An 18,366-nucleotide genomic window follows, 5' to 3' on the forward strand; every position below is an offset into this window, starting at 1 on the left:
CTTAATAATTATAAAGACATATTCAAAAATACTTAACACATTTTAAAAATGATAAGCATTTAATTATAATTCTAAAAAATAAGAAAATATGAAAAATAGTAATACTTTTTGATATTTTTACATTTTTTATGCGCATATTTAACAATTTGTTATAGTTATAAATTACGCGCGTTTTAGTTAATTTTGTTCTTTATTTTCTTGGTTTACTCAATTTGGTAATTCGCTAAACTGTTTATGATCGTATAAATCAGGATATAAATGACTTAATATCCTCATTTTTTCATAGAATGAACCTGGGTTTTGTGTTGTTTTTCCATCACCTAAAAACGCTCCTGCTTGAGTATCTATTACCATTGCCGCTCCATATGTTGTAGCTGTTTCTGTATATAAAGATGTTGCATTTCCTTCAGAATCAAAAAGCATTGTTCCTGATGAACCACCATTTAAATCTAGCAACTTAGAATCAACATGAATTGCAGGAAGCGAAGTAGATACCCCACCATATTGTAACCTTGATAAAGGTGTAGTTAAATTTCCTATTAAATATTCCCTATAGCGTTTTCCATTATTTGTATCATGGTTAGCATATTGTGCCTCAACAGGAAATGACGCCAATGTTCATGTTAAATTAGATAATGAAGAGAGATGTAAATTGTGAATACTTGGTTTTAATGTTTGAAGATTTTTTACAGTCATGAAAAAATCGTATACTCTTCTAATACTCTTATCTTTATCATCGGAGATATTATCAATTGATTTATTGTGATAATACACAACACCATTTCTTGTTTCAAAAACATTAAAAATATCTTTAAAATCAGCAATTCCTATAACCATATCTGCATGTGAAAGGGAATTGTTTGTGTGTGCTGAATAAGTTCCTCATTTTTCATCAAAATTAATATCACCATAATTATTTTTAAATTCTCTTTTAGCATCTGGGAATCTTGAATCATTATCAAATGCATTAATTAAATCGACTTTTACTTTTACATCATTTCATTCAATACCTGGATAGAATCTTTCTCTTGTATCAGCTTTATGGATGCTTCAACCACCCTCTGGACTATTGATGGGCAAGGCAGTATCAAATCTTGGATTATCAAAAATTTTTGATTCGACAGGATTAAATCTTCCTCAAACATGCTGATTTGTTGAAACAAAAAACTTATAGTCATTAGGATTATCAGGATTTACTTTACCAATAATTGCTCAAGTTCCTTCACCTGCTTTTTCTTTATCAAAATTAAATGTTCTTTGTCTTGCATTTTCAACATTTTTTTCTTTATCTTCTTTATATAATCTTGTAGAAGAGCCATCTAATTTAGGAATTTTATGTTTATAACTATCTTCAAAATTTAAGTGATCTAATCCAATTGTTTTTATGTTTTGTGGTTTGATTGCTTCATATGTAATAGGAGTGTTGCTATTAATATCTGAATAATAAATAAATAGAGATGAACTACCTAAAAATGCTGAATTATTTAATGATAGATAATGATCACCAATCCGTTCAAAAATTTTTGTATCGTTTGATTTAGATTGAATTTTAAAAGTTAGTGAATTTCCTTTTAATTCTGCTGAAAATCTGTAACGAGAAGTAATTAAATTTTTCAAATTTTGTTGTTGATTTGCTGTGTGTCTTATTGCTAAATACTCAAAATTTAAGTCATTTAATATTTGAGAATCTTTTATTTTTTTATAAGGAACTGATAAATAAACAAAAGATTTAGATACATTTCTAACAGGTCAATATGCAGAACGAATCCCCTCTTCAAATCTTACAAAAGGTTCGACTTCAACTAAATCAGTTATCTCTCTTTGCTTAGGATCAAATTCAAATCCTAACGTTATAATTGCATCATTTTCATGTGAATTTAAATTTTTAAATGCAGAAATATCTTTTGTAATTGTGGTTTCTGTAAAATTATCATTAAAATTTCATTTTAAATTATTAATTAATTCTCTTGGTGAAATAAAATGAGTGTTAATTTGTTTTCCATTATGTATTAATGTAAATTTATTTTCTGCTAATTTTTGACTTTTTTCTCTATTGTCATTTTCAATAACTTTAGCTTTGTATCAATTCTCTCTTTCATAATTTATTGCTGCATAATGATTTTGAAGTGAATATTCTATTGTTTTTTGTTCGTTATTTTTATCTTTTATTAATAATGAATCTTTAGTTTCTCCTTGTGTTTCACCTGCTAAATAATCATCTTTTGCTTTACCATAATCAAATGTATAAGAAAATTCTTTATTACTTAATGAGTTAATACTATCTGCAAATTTATCTTGTGAAATTACTTCATTTAGATTTATAGATTCCACTATTCTTACACTTTTTAATGTATAAAGCTGTTTTTCATAAAATCCATTTAAATTAAATTTATTTCATTTATTAAAAGGAACAATTACTTTTTGTTCTTTTAAAAATAAATTTCAATAATATGTATCAATTTTTTCAAATTCTTGAGGTGTTCTTGTAAAAACTAACTCAACAGATTTATTATCAAAACGTTTAAAATCTTCGCTATCAAAATCAAAGGCAATTGAACCATAAAGATTTTTATTTGTTTCATCTTTATATATATTAAACTCAGTTATTTTGTAGTTTTTATTTTGATTTTGATAATTTTTAAATGTAACATAAGAAACAAATGGATATGTTTTTATTTCATTATCAAAAACTCCTCTTGTTATAATAAATTCTTCAACATTTTTTGGTAACGAACTTAAATTTACGTTGTATGAACTACCACTCTTAGTTGCTTCAAAAATGTTGCTATAGTTAATAAATGGATTCATTGATTTTATTTCGAATTTTACGTTTTTAAAATCACCAGGATTAGATACTAAAATATTTAAATTACTATCTTGTTTTTCAACTTGATATATTGATGGTAGGTTTTGTACACTTTCAGACTCTGATGGTTGATCGGCTATTGTTATTTTATTTGAAATATTGCCCAATCATTTTCATTCATGTTCATTTCATCCCAAGACTTCAATTCCCATTATTTTTTTAATATTAGAAACATTAAAAGTAATATCTAGTTTAGCTGTATAAGGATATTGTCTAAGTTTCTTTTCAATTGACATTTCTCCAGATTGTAATTCATTATTTTTGGTTAATCATACCAATCTTGCCTTTGAGGGGAATGTATAATTATTAGCAACAGGTTGCATTATAACTGCGAATGAGTGAATATTATTTCCTGAATTTCAAGTTGATCATTTGAATTCATTTGTTACTTTAAATTTTGAAGAATCTTTTCATATTTCTTTACCTAGCAAATATTCACCCTCAGACATAAATCGAACTTCTTCTGAATTATTTCTTATAACTTTTAACATCTTGATTTTGTAATTATCAGTTACGGTATTTATATTCGCAACTAATACATATTTATTAGTAGAAGATGGAGTTAAACTTATTTCTTGTTCAGTAGAATTTTCTCCATTTAAATATTTTAATTTATAAGTATCAGTGTTATTTATTTCAGCATTAGAAGCAATTTCAACTATTACATTTTTATTATTAAAAATTGATTTTAACAATCTATAATTTACATATTTTTTATTATCAAAAGTAACATTTGTACTAGTTAATTGTCTTTTAGATAAGGCTTTGTTATATAATTCAAAAACATTTTTGTTTGTATTTAGTGTGTTAATTTCACTTATATTTCTTTCAGTTTCTAAGTGTCATATTGGCGAAATATTATGATTTTCACCATATTCTAAATTATCATCACGTCTTGGGTTTGTGTCTGGGTTATTTTTAGGTGTATCAGAATCTTGTTTAGGATTTTCTGGTTCATTATCTTGTTTATTTTTAGAATCTTGTTTGTGTTCATTATTATCTAAGTTGTTATTATTATTTTCATTAGTTGATTCTGGATTTTTTGGATTTTCTGATTCATTATCTTGTTTATTTTCAGAATCTTGCTTTGGTTCATTATTGTGTGAATTGTGATTATTATTTTCATTAGCTGATTCTGGATTTTTTGGATTTTCTGGTTGTGAATTAATTGTAGACTTATTTTTGTTTTCATCTTCAGTTTTATTTGGTTTATTGGATTCAGGAATTAGAATTGTTGAATTATTTTGATCTTCTATTTTTTCATTTGAATTTGAATTTTTGTTATCAGTATTTTCTTTTGAGTCTGTGTTTTGATTACTGGTGTTTTCGTTTGTGTTTTTTGGATTGTTTTCAGGCTTTTTAGGTATATATGTGTTTAAATCATTTTGATTATTTTTATTATTTTTATTAATATCTGAAGTACTTAAATTTTGTTGACAAGAAATAGCAATTACTCCAATTGAAGAAGTTATTGCAAAAGTAGTTGTCAAAAATAAAAATTTTTTAGTAGTTTTTTTCATATTCTCTCCTTTTTATATAGCAAGGTTTATTCTATAAATATACATTATATATAAATAAAAATAAATTAATGATGGTTGAAACATATTTTGTTACCTTTTAACAAAAAAACTTCGCTATAATATTTTTATAAATTTATAGGAGGTGATTTTATGAAGGAAATAAAAATATTTGAAGTTTTTTCAGGGATAGGTTCTCAAATAAAAGCTTTGAATTTAATTTCCAAAGAGAATAACTTCAAAGTTAAATCACTTGGTTTTATAGAATGATATATAGATGCTATAATTGCTTATCAAATTATTAATAATTCAAAAATTTTACAAAAAGATAAAAACATAAAAAAAGAAGATATTGTAAATAAATTATCTTCACTAGGATTAAGTTCAGATAGCAAAAAGCCTGTGACAAAAAATTTTTTTAAAAATTTATCAGAAGAAAAATTAAGAAATATTTTTCCTTATCTTACTTGTTTATTAAATAATGAGTTTATAAGGGGGGGGATGATTCCCAACAATTTTCAAGTGATATAACCAAAGTTAAAGAAATTCCAAAAGATATTGATATATTCACTTACTCATTCCCATGTCAAGATTTATCACAACAAGGTAAGCAAAAAGGAATTTTACAAGGTACAAGAAGTGGTTTACTTTTGGAAGTACAGAGGATATTAGAAAATAATAAAAATAGACTACCAAAAATTTTATTAATGGAAAATGTAAAAGCTCTTGCAAGTAAAAAATTTAAAGATGCTTTTGAAAAATGAATATTATTTTTAGAATCTCTAGGATACACATCATCATGAAAAATATTAAATTCAGTTGATTATGGTTCTACACAAAATAGAGAACGTGTTTTTATGGTTTCTATATTAAATTCAAAAAAAGAATTTCAATGACCTAAGAAAATCAATCATAAAAATACATTAGATAATATTATTAAATTTCATAGTTATGATGAATTTTCAAAATTTGACTTTTTACTAACAAAAGAAAGAACAAATTTTAAAGAAACTAATTCCAAAATAAATAAAAGCATAATTAAAAATTACACCAAATTTAATTCGGAAAATTATTTATATTTACCAAAAGGGTATGGGGCTACTTTAACAGCATCAGGTGCTAATAGTAGATTAAAATTTTATTTTGAAAAAGAAAACAAAATAAGAGCAATCACAGACATTGAATCATTTCTATATATGGGTTTTTCAGAAAAAGATGCTCTCAAAATAAAAAATACAAATTTAATAAATAAAAGTAAAATGATTTTTTTAGCTGGAAATTCAATTTCAATTGAAGTTTTAAAAAGTATTTTTACTGAAATTGTAAAAATTATTTAAGTTAAATGACAAATAACCTAAGTTATTGAACATTTGAAATTGAAACTAGCAATTACAAAAAAAACACAAAATCATCACATTTTTTTGCAGAAATGACAATAATTTTTGATAAAAATACACTTGTAATTTATTATTATTTTTTTAAGATAAAATCTGTTTGTATCGATACTTTAACTACTAAAAGTTGATTTTCAAAAAATTCAACTTTCTTAAAAAGACAAAATTTATTTAATTTACTAAAAATAAAACAAAATGTAAGAGAACTCTCCTCACAACACTCTCTAGTTTGTTTTACAGAAAAAAACAACCCAAATGAAATTAAAATAATTAATGATTTTATTGATAAAAATATACACAATATTACTATAAAAGGTTTAAAATCATTATTTTCTGGAAATAATCCTACTGGTGAGGTTTCAAATCCTGCATCAGCCCCTATTGTATTAAGTAATCCAGAAAAAAACTTTAACAAAAATTTTGCTATTTTCTTTGAAAATTACTGTTTAAAAAAGACTTTTAAACAAAGAGATGTAATAAACTTTAAAACTTTAATTACTAAAGAATTAATAACAAAAGAGAATTACTTTTTAAAAATATTAAATAATGAAGATTTTCAGGAATTAAATAATTTTATCTTTCAGTTAGGAAAAACAAAAGAAAAAGAGTTTGGTAAAAAAATAGTAAAAAAAATAAGAGAGTTTGTAAATATAGATCAAATCAATAAACTGGTTTTGTATGAAAGGCGACAATACATACAAAAGGTAGAAAACATTAAGGTGTTTGATGTATTTTCTAACTCATCCACTAGTAATAAATGTCACATTTTTCCTGTTTATGCTATACGTAATAAGATGATTCAAAAATCAATTGAAAATAGATATAAGGATAATGAAACAAGAATGAAAGAAATTATAAAAATTTCAAAAAATATATCTGATAAAGATAATTATCTAAATTTAGACCCAACATGACATGCTTTTTTTGATAAAAACTACTTTTCATATGATGAAAACAGAGGTACCATGATATTGGTAAATAACGAAATTATGGAACAAGAAATTCAAAAATATGAAATGATATTTAAAAAAATACAGCAAATACCTTCACAACATTTAAATAGTCAAAGAAAAAAATTTCTTAAATTAAGAAATAAAGAATTACAAATATAAAAAACACAAAGAACCTTTAAGCTGTCTGTGTTTTTTTATATTATTGTTTTATTCTGTAATGGTGTTCATCATTTGTAATAAGAACATTTCTTAATTCAGTGTTTTTTACATCCAATATTGTTTTATTAGTTTGTGTCTTTTCTTTATAATCTAAAGCATCTAGCGCAAATCTTGTTAATGTTTCAGGTAAAGTTAATTCAGAAATATTGTTTGCTCCTAATGCAAATTCATTAACTGTTATTACATGTGATAAATCTATTGTTGTTAATTTATTATTATAAAACACGAAACTGTTTAATGCTTTTAAATTTTCCGGTAATGCTACATTTGAAATTTTGTTGTTTGAAAACGCATTTTTACCTAAAATTGTAACAGATTGTGGTAATGATAATTCCTGTATTTTATTATCTCTAAATGCATTTTCTTCAATGGTGTGTAATTTAGTTGCTTTTGAAAAATCTACAGATTCAAGACCTAAGTCAAAAAATGCTCCTTTTTCAATTTTTTCAAGTGTTTCAGGAAAAATAATTTTATTAATTAAAATTCTTTTTTCTTCATTGTTAAAAACTTGTTGTCTAAATTCTTCATCGCTTATAAAAATATTTTTCAATGCTTGTCTACTAAAGCTTGCAGCTTTTATTTCCTTTAATTTTGTACTCGAAAGATCTAAAACTTTTGTTTGTGGATTATAAAAAATATTTTGTTTGTCTTTATTTGTTTGAAAATAAATACTTGCTACGTTATTAGAAGCTTCAGTTTGTTGACCACATGAAACAACTGCAATAGGTAATGTTATAGTTGATAATAAACCAAGTGAAAATAATAATTTTGTTCTTTTTGTATTCATACTTAAAATTTTACCATAAAACAAAATATATTAATTTTATTAAAGCTACTACAATATTTTGTAAATACACAATTATATTTTTGCAATTTAATATAATGTTATATATGGATTTTCAAACAAAAAAATTTATTTTACACAGTGAATTCAAACCAACTGGCGATCAACCACAAGCAATAGAAAAACTTGTTCAAGGTTTAAATAACAACAAAAAAGAGCAAGTTCTTTTAGGAGTTACAGGAAGTGGAAAAACATTTACTATTGCCAATGTTATTGCAAAAATAAATAGACCTTCACTAGTTTTAAGTCATAATAAAACATTAGCAAGCCAACTCTATCAAGAATTAAAAGCTTTTTTTCCTGAGAATAGAGTTGAATATTTTGTTTCTTATTTTGATTATTATCGGCCAGAAGCATATTTACCTGCTAAAGATGTTTTTATTGATAAAACATCTAAAAACAACAAAGAATTAGAAGCAATGCGTCAAAGAACCATTAATGCATTAAGTTTAAGAAGAGATACAGTTGTTGTTGGTTCTGTTGCTAGTATTTATGGTGCATTTAATCCCCAAGAATATCGTGATTCATTTTTACCAATTGAATTAAATATGAATTTTGACCGTCGTGATTTTATGATTAAACTTATACAAATTGGTTATAAAAGAAATCAACTGTCTTTAGATAGAGGGGATTTTTTGACAAGAGGCGATATTTTTGAAATAGCACCTTCTTGAACTGAAGATTTTAATATTAGAATTGATTTTTTTGATTCAGATATTGAAAAAATAGCCACAATACACCCAATAACTAAAGAAATTATTCAAACTTTTAAAACTTACACCATTCTTCCAGCTAGCGCTTATGCAACTAATCCCGACACTAATAAAAGAGTTATTTCTTTAATTGAAATTGAATTAGAAAAACAATTAGAATTTTTTGAAAAAGAAAATAAATTATTGGAATATCAAAGATTAAAAGAGAGAATAACAAATGATATTGATTCACTTTCTGAATTTGGTTATGTTAATGGAATTGAAAATTATTCACGTTATATAGATAATAGACAGGAAGGAGAAAAACCTTATACTCTTCTTGATTATTTACCTGAAGATGCTGTAATTTTTATCGACGAAAGTCATATGATGATACCACAATTAAATGGAATGTATAATGGTGATAGATCAAGAAAACAAACACTTGTTGAATATGGATTTAGATTACCTAGCGCATTAGATAATAGACCACTTAAATTTTATGAATTTGAAGAATATAATTTTCAGAAAATTTTTATTTCCGCAACTCCTGGTGAATATGAAATAAAAAAAGCAGATGGTGAATTAATTACACAATTTATTCGTCCAACCGGTTTACTTGATCCCATTATTGAAATTCATCCAATCCAAAACCAAATTGAAAAAATATTTGATGAACTTAAATCACAAAAAGAAAAAAATGATCGAACTTTGATTCTTACAACCACTAAAAGAAATGCAGAAGAACTCTCAAAATATTTAACTTCTAAAAAAATTAAAACAGCATATATACACTCAGAATTTAATACTTTTGAAAGAAATACTATTTTAAGGAAATTAAGAAAAGGTATTTATGATGTTGTAATTGGTATTAATTTAATTCGTGAAGGGATAGATTTACCTGAAGTTTCTTTAATTTGTGTACTAGATGCTGATAAAGATGGATTAATGAGAAATACAACTAGTTTAATACAAATAGTTGGCCGTGCAGCAAGAAATGACCATGGTAGAGTAATATTTTTTGCTGATAAAATCTCAAAAAGTATGCAAGAAACAATTGATGATAATAAAATCAAAAGACAAATACAACAAGAATATAACAAAAAACATAATATAGTTCCTAAAACTATTATAAAACCTATTAAAGAGGCAATTGAAAATGAAAAACTGCTTGAAGAAATTGAAGATACTTTTGTAGAAAATAGTAAAGTGTCTAAAAAAACAAAAGAAAAGAAAATGTTTGATGCTTTACGTAAAGAAATGAAAGAAGCTGCGCAAAAAATGGATTTTGAAAAAGCTGCTCAATTAAGGGATATGATTTTAGAACTCGGTGGCACACTAGAATAGCAAAAATTTATTTTTTACTTTTTTTTGCTTTTTTGTGATTTGTTATAGTGTTATAATTTGAGTATAAAAAATAAAAATTTGAAAAAGGAAGAATAATGAAAAAAATTATCGTAGTAGGATTAGGAAATGTAGGTTATACATTTGTTAATATTTCAATTGCAAGAGGAGTAGAAGCAGAATGAGTTTTTGTTGATAAAAACAACGATATAACAGAAGCACATGCTCACGACTTTGAAGATATGGTTTCTTTAATGCCAAGAAATAATTCAACATTTAGAAGTGGAACTTTAGCAGATGCTAAAGGTGCTGATATTGCGGTTATTACAGCATCAATACCAATGAAAAACATGGTAGACCGTTTAGAACTTGCAAAAGAAAATACTAAATTAATGAAATCATTTGGTGAAGGATTAAAAGAAGCTAACTTTAAAGGTACAGTTATTGTTGCTGCTAACCCTTGTGATGTTATGGCAGCTTGCATTCACTACACAACTGGATTACCATACAAAAAAATTATTTCAACTGGTACATATTTAGACTCAGGAAGATTCAGAAAATTCTTAGCACAAAGACTAAACGTATCAGCAGATTCAGTTCATGGTTATGTATTAGCAGAACACGGAAAAACAGCAATGATCGCTTGATCAAACGTTGAAGTTGGAAATGTTCCATTTAAAAACTTAATAAAAGCTAAAAAATTCACAGCTGAAGAGATGTCTGAAATTCTTCAAAAAACATTAGCTGAAGGTCTATACATTTACAACCGTAAAGGAAATACTCAATTTGGAATTGGAACAGCTATTTATGAAATTATGGACGCTGTTTTAAATAACAAACGTCAAGTTATGACAGTTGGAGTTAAATTACCTCGTGGATACTACAAATCAGGGATTTATTCATCAATTCCAGTAATAGTAGGAGAAAATGGTTATGAATACTTACCAGGTAAATTAAGTATGACCAAAGATGAATGAGCAGCTTTCAATAGTTCATCAGATACACTAGCAACAGCAACAAAAGAATCACTAGAATTAGTTGGTTACCCAATAAATTTTGAATAATAGTTAATAAATAAAAATTCAACACAATGTTGAATTTTTATATTGCTTATTTTTATAATTAATTTATTTCACTATTTTTTACTTCCAAGAAAACTTTATATTGATTTGCATCAATTAATATATATTGGTCTTCTTCTAAAGTTTTAGACATTATTTCGTATGCAATTAAGTTTTCGATTTGATTTTGTATGTATCTTTTAATAGGTCTTGCACCATATTCAGAATTATAAGCTTGTGATGATACTAAATTAACCACATTACTTGTAAAATCTATTTTTAGATTTAATTGTTTTTGTAATCTTATTTGTAGTTTTTCAAGTTCTAATTCTGTAATTTCTTTAATAATTTCTTCAGATAACTGGTTAAATGCAACTATTTCATCAATTCTATTGATAAATTCAGGTTTGAAAAATTTTAGCAATTCTGTTTTTATTTGTTGGTCATTTATAGTTTCTTTATTTATTAAATTTGAACCAATATTGGTCGTCATAATTATTATTGTATTTTTGAAATTAATATTTCTTCCTCTGCTATCAGTTAAACTACCATTATCTAAAATTTGCAACAATAAATTTAAAACATCGGGATGTGCTTTTTCGGCTTCATCAAACAAAATAATTGAATAAGGATTTTGGCGAATTTTTTCTGTTAATTGTCCCCCTTGTTCAAAACCTACATAACCTGGAGGTGAACCAATTAATTTTGATACTGAATGTTTTTCCATAAATTCTGACATATCTAGTCTTATTAAATGTTCATCATTATCAAACAAATCATTTGCAAGCGCCCTTGCTAATTCTGTTTTTCCTGTTCCAGTTGAACCTAAAAATAGAAAACTTCCAATAGGATGTCGTGGATCAGAAACACCCGCTTTTGAACGTAAAATTACTTTAGATACTGCTTCGATTGCTTGTTCTTGACCTTTTATTCTATTTTTTAAGCTTTGTGAAAGATTCAATATTTTAGTTTTTTGAGTTTGAAGTAACTTATTTACAGGAATATTTGTTCATTTTGAAACAATTGTTGCAATTTCTTCTTCATCGATATCTTCTTTAATTAATCGTTTTTCTGAGTTATTAATTTCTTGTTCTGCTTCTTGTAATTTTTTTTCTAAATTAGGAATATCTGAGTATAAAACTTTTGCTGCTTCAGTATAATTGCCTTCGTTTTGTAAAATAGTTAATTTATTTTTTAATTGATCGATTTGATCTTTATAATTTGAAATTTGATTGATTAAAGTTTTTTCTTTTTGTCATTGTTTTTTTAAAATATCTGATTCTGATTTAAGCACTTCTAATGTCTTTTTATTTTCAAATACTTTTTCTTGAATTATTTGCGTTTGTTTTTCTGTTTGTAAAGCAGCATTTTCCATTTCAAGTCTTGCAATTTTTTGCATAATTTTATCAAGTTCTTCTGGTTGTGAATTTATTTCTGTTTTAATAGTTGCAGCTGCTTCATCAATCAAATCAATTGCCTTATCGGGTAAAAATCTATCACTTATATATCTTGCACTTAAATTTGCAGCAGATACTAAAGCACTATCAGTAATTTTTACGCCGTGAAAAGTTTCATAACGTTCTTTTATTCCCCTTAAGATAGTAATTGTATCTTCAACACTAGGCTCAAAAACATTAACTTTTTGCATTCTTCTTTCAAGGGCTGGATCTGATTCTATGTATTGACGATATTCATCTAAAGTAGTTGCACCTATCAAATGAAGTGCACCGCGAGCCATTAAAGGTTTAAACATATTTGCAGCATCCATTGTTGAATTACTTGAATTTTTTCCTGTTCCTACCAACATGTGAATTTCATCTATAAATAAAATAATATTTCCATTACTTTCTTCAACAATTTTCATTAATTTTTTAATTCTTTGTTCAAATTGACCTTGATACATAGCGCCGGCTATCATAGAGGCTAAATCAATTTCTCATAATTGTTTGTTAAGAAGTTCATCTGGAACTTGTTTTTCAACAATTTTTCTTGCTAATCCTTCTACAATAGCGGTTTTACCGGTTCCAGGTTCTCCTACTAAAACTGGATTGTTTTTTGTTTTTCTACTTAATATTCTTATTAATCTTCTGATTTCGTCATCACGGTTTATAACAGGTTCTAATTTGTTATCTTTTGCTAGTTCAATTAAATTTCTTCCATATTCTTTTAATGGGTTTTTATTATCTTCATTTGGTTGTCAATTTATGTCCATAGTCATTTCCTTTCATAATAATTGTATCACTTTTTTAGCAGTCTAACTAAAAGAGTGCTAATTTTTAATATATTATGAATTTTGATTACTAATTAAAAATATTTTGAATTTTGAAAAAATGCAATTTAATGTGTTTTTGAGGTTATTATTTAATAAATTTTCTTATAGTGCTATAATCATAAGAAGGTTATAAACCTTAATAAATATGAGAAAAAACAGAGCAGAAATTTTTACAAATTATAAATTATTAACACTACTTATACATGCTATTTTATTTATTATTTTTGGACTAATTTGCATTGTGAATATTGCTTTATTTTGGGGATATTTAGTAGGATTGATTAATTTTATTATTCTTGCTTTATATCAACACAAAATTATAAAATTAATCTTTTCACAAAAAAAAATATCAACTGGAAAAATAATTTTATTGCATTTATCAAAATTGTTAATAGTTGCTGCTTTTTTATGTTATTTATTCTTTTTTAACAAGCTATTTCTAGTACATAAAATTCCAGGAAGTGATGGTTCATTGTATCCAATAAATATAATTACTTATTGTGTAGCTTTTATACCACCAACATTTACTAGATTATGAACTTCAATAGTAAAATCTAAATTAGAAATTAGAAAGGAGATAAATGGATAGACTGTTTGGTCATTCTTCATTGAATGATAAATCTGCATGAGGAAATAGTGAATTTTCACAAAACCCATTGGTAAGTTTAGTTCTTTTAACAATTATGATTACTCTAATGGCAATTGCATTATTTATAGTTATTAAAAGATCTAAAACACATATAGCGCCACCAAAAGTGGTTATTGTTGTTGAGCAATACATAATGTTTATTGACGATTTAACAAATACCTCATCAGAAGGAAAATTAGATAAAACCGCTCCTTATTTCTTTAGCTTATTTACTTTTTTAAGTTTTGGAAATGCATTAAGTATTTTTGGTCTTGCACCAATTGCAAATAGTTTAACTTTTGTTTTTAGTGTAACAGCAATAACTTGAATTGGAACGATTTTTGTAGGAATAATATTTCAAAGATGACGTTATATTAAAGAATGATTAAATCCAATGGACTGAATTGGGAAATTGTCACCCATTTTAAGTTTGAGTTTCCGTATGTTTGGAAATGTTACGGGTGGAACTCTTTTAATCATTCTTTTAGAAGCTTTATTAAATTATATATGAAGGGCTATTTTTGGTTTTCACGGAACTGAAGCTATGGCTCAAATTAACATTATTTCTATCTTATTATTACCGTGATTAAGTTTATACTTTGATATTTTTGATAGTGTATTACAAGCTTTTGTTTTTGTAATATTATCATTAAGTTATTGATCACTTTCTGCAAAAGTAACACAAAAAGAAAAATCAAAAGAAATTGTAATAAATAAGATGAAAAATATCATTACTAATTAAAGGAGAAAATATGAATACAGATATTATTGTAAGTGCATATAATGCAAGTAATGTAACAAATCAATCAACAGGATTAGCTTATGGTCTTGCTCTTGTTGGTGCTGGTCTAGCAATGATTGGCGCTGGTGGAGCTGGGATTGGTCAAGGTATAACAGTAGGTAAAACTGTTGAAGCTATTGGAAGAAATCCCGAAGTAAGATCAAGGCTATTAACTACAATGTTTATTGGTCTTTCTGTTATCGAAACTTGTGCTATTTATTGTCTAGTTATTTCATTCTTAATTATTTTCGTTTAATTTTATGAATAAAATCATTATAGCAAGTGAACAAAGTGAAGGCGTTACTTCTGAATTAAATAAAGTTTTTAATAACTTTGCATGACAGTGACCTTACTTTATTTTCACAATTGTTTCTTTGTTAATAACAGTATTGGTTTTAACTTTTTTAGTTTATAAACCAGTTAAAAAAATGTTGAATAATAGACAAAATTACATTCAACAAAATATTGATGATTCAGTTAAAGCAAAAGAAAAAGCGCTTGAATTACAAGTGAAAGCAAACGAAGCTTTAGTTGAAACATATAAAAAAGCAGATCAAATGATTCACGATGCCAAAACAGATGGTGAAAAAATCATTGATTCTGCTACAAAAACAGCAAATAAAAAAGCACATGGAATGATTGAACAAACTAATAATTCCATTTCAAAAAGTTGAAAAGAATTTGAACAACAACAAAAGAAAATAATTGTTGATAATGCAGTTGAAATTGCAAAAAAAATCATTGGAAGAGAAATAAAAGATCCCGAAAACAAAAAAATGATTGAGCAATTATTAGAAGAGGCAAAATAATTATGAATAATGAATTAATTTATAATTATGGATTAGCTATCTTTGAACTAGCAAAAGAAGAAAATCAAATTGATAATTATTATAGTCAATTAAAATACATAGACAAATCTTTGCAAGAAAACCGAGAATTTATTAAAATTCTAAATTTATATTCATTAACTATTGAAAAAAAATATCAATTAATTGATGAAACATTTTCTGATTTTAGCCCAACAATTGTGAATTTTTTAAAAGTAATTACCAAAAATCATATTGTAAGTAAAATTACAAACATTATTAATATATATAAAACTTTATACTACAACTCAAAAAATATAAAACAAGGGTACGTATATTCAACTGAAACACTTTCTTTAGAACAAATCAATGAACTACAAGAAACTTATTCACAAAAATATCAAATTAACTTAAAACTTAAAAATAGAATTGATCCTAAGCTTTTAGGGGGAATTAAAATTGTAATCGATGATATAGTAATTGATAACACAATTTTAAATCAAATTGAAAAGTTAAAAGAATCAATTTTAAATGATTAATAAAAATTAAGGAGAATAATATGTCATTAAAACCAAACGATTTAAGTTTAATCATTAAAAAACAAATTAAAAACTTTTCAAAAGAAATTACAACTGATGAAGTCGGAGAAGTGGTAACACTTGGAGATGGTATTGCATTAGTTAGTGGTTTAGATAATGCAAAATTAGGTGAATTAGTGGACTTTGGACACAATGTTTTTGGTATGGTTTTAAATCTTGAAGAAGAATTAGTTGGTGTTGTTATTATGGGGGATGATAAGTACATTTCAGAAGGTACTATTGTAAAAACAACAAATCATGTTATTTCTACTCCAGTTGGAGATGAACTTTTAGGAAGAGTAGTAGATGCTTTAGCTAATCCAATTGATGGAAAAGGTGAAATTAACGCACAAAGATATTCAGAAATATTTAAAGTAGCTCCCGGAATAATGACAAGAAAATCTGTTGACCAGCCACTTGAAACAGGAATTTTAGCAATCGATGCAATGGTTCCTATCGGTAAAGGACAACGTGAACTTATTATAGGTGATAGACAAACTGGTAAAACAGCAATAGCAATAGATACAATAATAAACCAAAAAGGTAAAGGAATATACTGTATTTATGTTGCTATAGGACAAAAAAATTCAACAGTTTCACAAATAGTTGAAAATCTTAAAGAAAATGATGCATTAGAATATACAACAATCATTAATGCAAGTGCTTCTGAAAAAGCACCTCTTCAATATATAGCACCTTATACTGGAATTACCATAGCTGAAGAATGAATGTCTAAAGGTAAAGATGTTTTAATAATTTATGATGATTTATCAAAACATGCAGTTGCTTATAGAACACTTTCATTACTTTTAAGAAGACCTCCCGGACGTGAGGCATACCCTGGAGATGTTTTTTACTTACACTCACAACTTTTAGAACGTTCAGCTAGATTAAATGAAGAATATGGTGGTGGTTCATCTACTGCCTTGCCAATAATTGAAACTCAATCAGGTGATATATCTGCATATATTCCTACAAATGTTATTTCAATTACTGATGGACAAATTTTTACTAAAGAATCACTATTTAATAGCGGTCAAAGACCAGCAGTTGATGTTGGATTTAGTGTTAGTCGTGTTGGGGGTAGTGCACAAATAAAGGCTATGAAACAAGTATCAAGTTCATTAAAACTTGAATTAGCACAATATAATGAAATGTTAGCTTTTGCTCAATTTGGTAGTGATCTTGATGAAACCACACAGAGAATTTTAGAACATGGTGCAAAAGTATATGAATTTTTAAAACAACCACAATACTCACCATATTCACAAATATTTCAATCAATTATGTTATTTTGTATTAAACACAAATTAACAAACCCATTACCTAAAGAATATATTCAAGATTTTAAGGACGATTTAGAAACGTTTTTCAAACAAGATAAAACAGCGATAAACTTATTAATCAAGTTAACTGAAAAAAATGCATATGATAAATTAATAGAAAAAGAATTAATAATCTTATTAAAAGACTTTATTATGTCATTTATTAAGAAAATTCCAAACTATGATCCTAAAGCACATCCTGGTTTTATTAAAGGAAACGAATAGTAATGGCTGATTTATTAAAAATTAAACAAAGAATTAATTCAGTTACTACAACAAAAAAAATAACCAAAGCAATGCAACTTGTTGCAACTGCCAAGTTGGGTAGAACTAAAAATAGCTATGACAATATAATAAATTATTATTCAAGTGTAAAAAATGTTTTTAATAACTTACTTTTACACTCTGAGGATATTGAAAATATTATTAATAAAAAACACAAACAAACTAATGAAATTCCCAAAACTTTATATATCGTTATTGGCTCAGATTTAGGTTTATGTGGTGCTTATAATGCTTTTTTAGTTAAACAGGTTAAAGAAATAATTGATAAAGACTCACTTTTAATCACTCTTGGAACAAAAATAATTAACTCTTTAAAAAAATATGAAGATCAAATAATTCATTCTTTTGCAAAAATCGGTGATGAATTAGATTATGCTCTTGCTCAAGTTATTTCTAAAAAAATTTATGAAACAATTCAAAATGTTTATGTTGATAAAGTTAATATTATTTATACAGAATACATAAATAGTATTTCAACAGAAACAAAAATAAAACAAATATATCCAATTATAGCTGATGAAATTGAACAAGCAAATAAAATAGATTTAAGTATTTATGAACCAAGTGCTCGAACAATTTTAGAATCTTCTTTTATTATCTATTTTGAAGCAAGTATGTATCTTGCACTTGCTAATGCAAAATTATCTGAAATGTCTTCAAGAAGAACAGCGATGGAAAATGCAACAAATAATGCAGAAGAATTAATTGGAAACCTTGAATTAGATTATAATCGTTCAAGACAGGCTAAAATAACTGAAGAAATTACTGAAATTATTAGTGGATCAAATTCATAGAAAGGAT

General features: G+C 25.8%; 15 protein-coding genes. 12 read left to right on the forward strand and 3 right to left on the reverse strand.

The window, feature by feature from the left end; translation table 4 throughout:
- Positions 1-177 precede the first annotated feature (177 nt).
- Positions 178-4,386, reverse strand: a complete 4,209-nt coding sequence (locus tag KQ877_RS01535; protein WP_216535841.1) for a hypothetical protein — start codon at positions 4,384-4,386, stop codon at positions 178-180.
- A gap of 150 nt (positions 4,387-4,536) precedes the next feature.
- Between KQ877_RS01535 and dcm_N the strand changes: the two genes are divergently transcribed.
- The 3 genes from dcm_N to KQ877_RS01545 are packed head-to-tail and all read left to right on the forward strand — an operon-like array spanning position 4,537 to position 6,889.
- Positions 4,537-4,914, forward strand: a complete 378-nt coding sequence (gene dcm_N, locus KQ877_RS03700; RefSeq protein ID WP_246777997.1) for a DNA (cytosine-5-)-methyltransferase N-terminal subunit — start codon at positions 4,537-4,539, stop codon at positions 4,912-4,914.
- A 32-nt stretch (positions 4,915-4,946) separates the two neighbouring features.
- Entirely contained in the window at positions 4,947-5,720 is a 774-nt protein-coding gene (gene dcm / locus KQ877_RS03705) for a DNA (cytosine-5-)-methyltransferase (RefSeq protein WP_308699335.1), read from the forward strand.
- Positions 5,721-5,725: 5 nt separating this feature from the next.
- Positions 5,726-6,889, forward strand: coding sequence for an MAG4270 family putative restriction endonuclease (locus KQ877_RS01545; RefSeq protein WP_216488593.1), 1,164 nt, complete (start codon positions 5,726-5,728; stop codon positions 6,887-6,889).
- A 40-nt stretch (positions 6,890-6,929) separates the two neighbouring features.
- On the opposite strand, the gene KQ877_RS01550 is transcribed toward KQ877_RS01545, so the two are convergent.
- Positions 6,930-7,736 carry a leucine-rich repeat domain-containing protein gene (locus KQ877_RS01550; RefSeq protein WP_216535842.1) on the reverse strand — a complete coding sequence of 269 codons (807 nt, stop codon included), beginning with the start codon at positions 7,734-7,736 and terminating at the stop codon, positions 6,930-6,932.
- A gap of 104 nt (positions 7,737-7,840) precedes the next feature.
- Here KQ877_RS01550 and uvrB point away from each other — a divergent pair, with 104 nt between their 5' ends.
- Positions 7,841-9,832 carry an excinuclease ABC subunit UvrB gene (uvrB, locus tag KQ877_RS01555; protein ID WP_216488589.1) on the forward strand — a complete coding sequence of 664 codons (1,992 nt, stop codon included), beginning with the start codon at positions 7,841-7,843 and terminating at the stop codon, positions 9,830-9,832.
- Between the two features lie 95 nt (positions 9,833-9,927).
- Entirely contained in the window at positions 9,928-10,893 is a 966-nt protein-coding gene (locus KQ877_RS01560; protein ID WP_216488588.1) for a lactate/malate family dehydrogenase, read from the forward strand.
- 58 nt (positions 10,894-10,951) lie between these two features.
- Here KQ877_RS01560 and KQ877_RS01565 read toward each other — a convergent pair whose 3' ends face one another.
- Positions 10,952-13,102, reverse strand: a complete 2,151-nt coding sequence (locus KQ877_RS01565; protein WP_216488586.1) for an ATP-dependent Clp protease ATP-binding subunit — start codon at positions 13,100-13,102, stop codon at positions 10,952-10,954.
- Positions 13,103-13,307: 205 nt separating this feature from the next.
- Here KQ877_RS01565 and KQ877_RS01570 point away from each other — a divergent pair, with 205 nt between their 5' ends.
- From KQ877_RS01570 to atpG, 7 genes are read left to right on the forward strand one after another with little or no spacing between them, the layout of a single operon-like run.
- The gene (locus KQ877_RS01570; RefSeq protein ID WP_216488584.1) at positions 13,308-13,751 is read left to right on the forward strand and encodes a hypothetical protein; all 444 of its coding nucleotides are present in this window, start codon (positions 13,308-13,310) and stop codon (positions 13,749-13,751) included.
- The gene (locus KQ877_RS01575) at positions 13,744-14,532 is read left to right on the forward strand and encodes a F0F1 ATP synthase subunit A (RefSeq protein WP_216535843.1); all 789 of its coding nucleotides are present in this window, start codon (positions 13,744-13,746) and stop codon (positions 14,530-14,532) included. The genes KQ877_RS01570 and KQ877_RS01575 overlap by 8 nt, the downstream gene beginning before the upstream one ends.
- A 10-nt stretch (positions 14,533-14,542) precedes the next feature.
- On the forward strand, positions 14,543-14,827 hold the full coding sequence (gene atpE, locus KQ877_RS01580; RefSeq protein ID WP_216488580.1) for an ATP synthase F0 subunit C: 285 nt from the start codon (positions 14,543-14,545) through the stop codon (positions 14,825-14,827).
- 4 nt (positions 14,828-14,831) lie between these two features.
- Complete coding sequence (gene atpF / locus KQ877_RS01585; RefSeq protein WP_216535844.1) at positions 14,832-15,380, forward strand: F0F1 ATP synthase subunit B; 549 nt, start codon at positions 14,832-14,834, stop codon at positions 15,378-15,380.
- 2 nt (positions 15,381-15,382) lie between these two features.
- On the forward strand, positions 15,383-15,916 hold the full coding sequence (locus tag KQ877_RS01590) for a F0F1 ATP synthase subunit delta (RefSeq protein ID WP_216535845.1): 534 nt from the start codon (positions 15,383-15,385) through the stop codon (positions 15,914-15,916).
- Positions 15,917-15,936: 20 nt separating this feature from the next.
- Positions 15,937-17,505 carry a F0F1 ATP synthase subunit alpha gene (atpA, locus tag KQ877_RS01595; RefSeq protein WP_216488575.1) on the forward strand — a complete coding sequence of 523 codons (1,569 nt, stop codon included), beginning with the start codon at positions 15,937-15,939 and terminating at the stop codon, positions 17,503-17,505.
- Positions 17,506-17,507: 2 nt separating this feature from the next.
- On the forward strand, positions 17,508-18,359 hold the full coding sequence (atpG, locus tag KQ877_RS01600) for an ATP synthase F1 subunit gamma (protein WP_216488573.1): 852 nt from the start codon (positions 17,508-17,510) through the stop codon (positions 18,357-18,359).
- Positions 18,360-18,366 lie beyond the last annotated feature (7 nt).

The organism is Mycoplasma zalophi (assembly GCF_018914005.1).
GTDB lineage: Bacteria > Bacillota_I > Bacilli_A > Mycoplasmatales > Metamycoplasmataceae > Metamycoplasma > Metamycoplasma zalophi_A.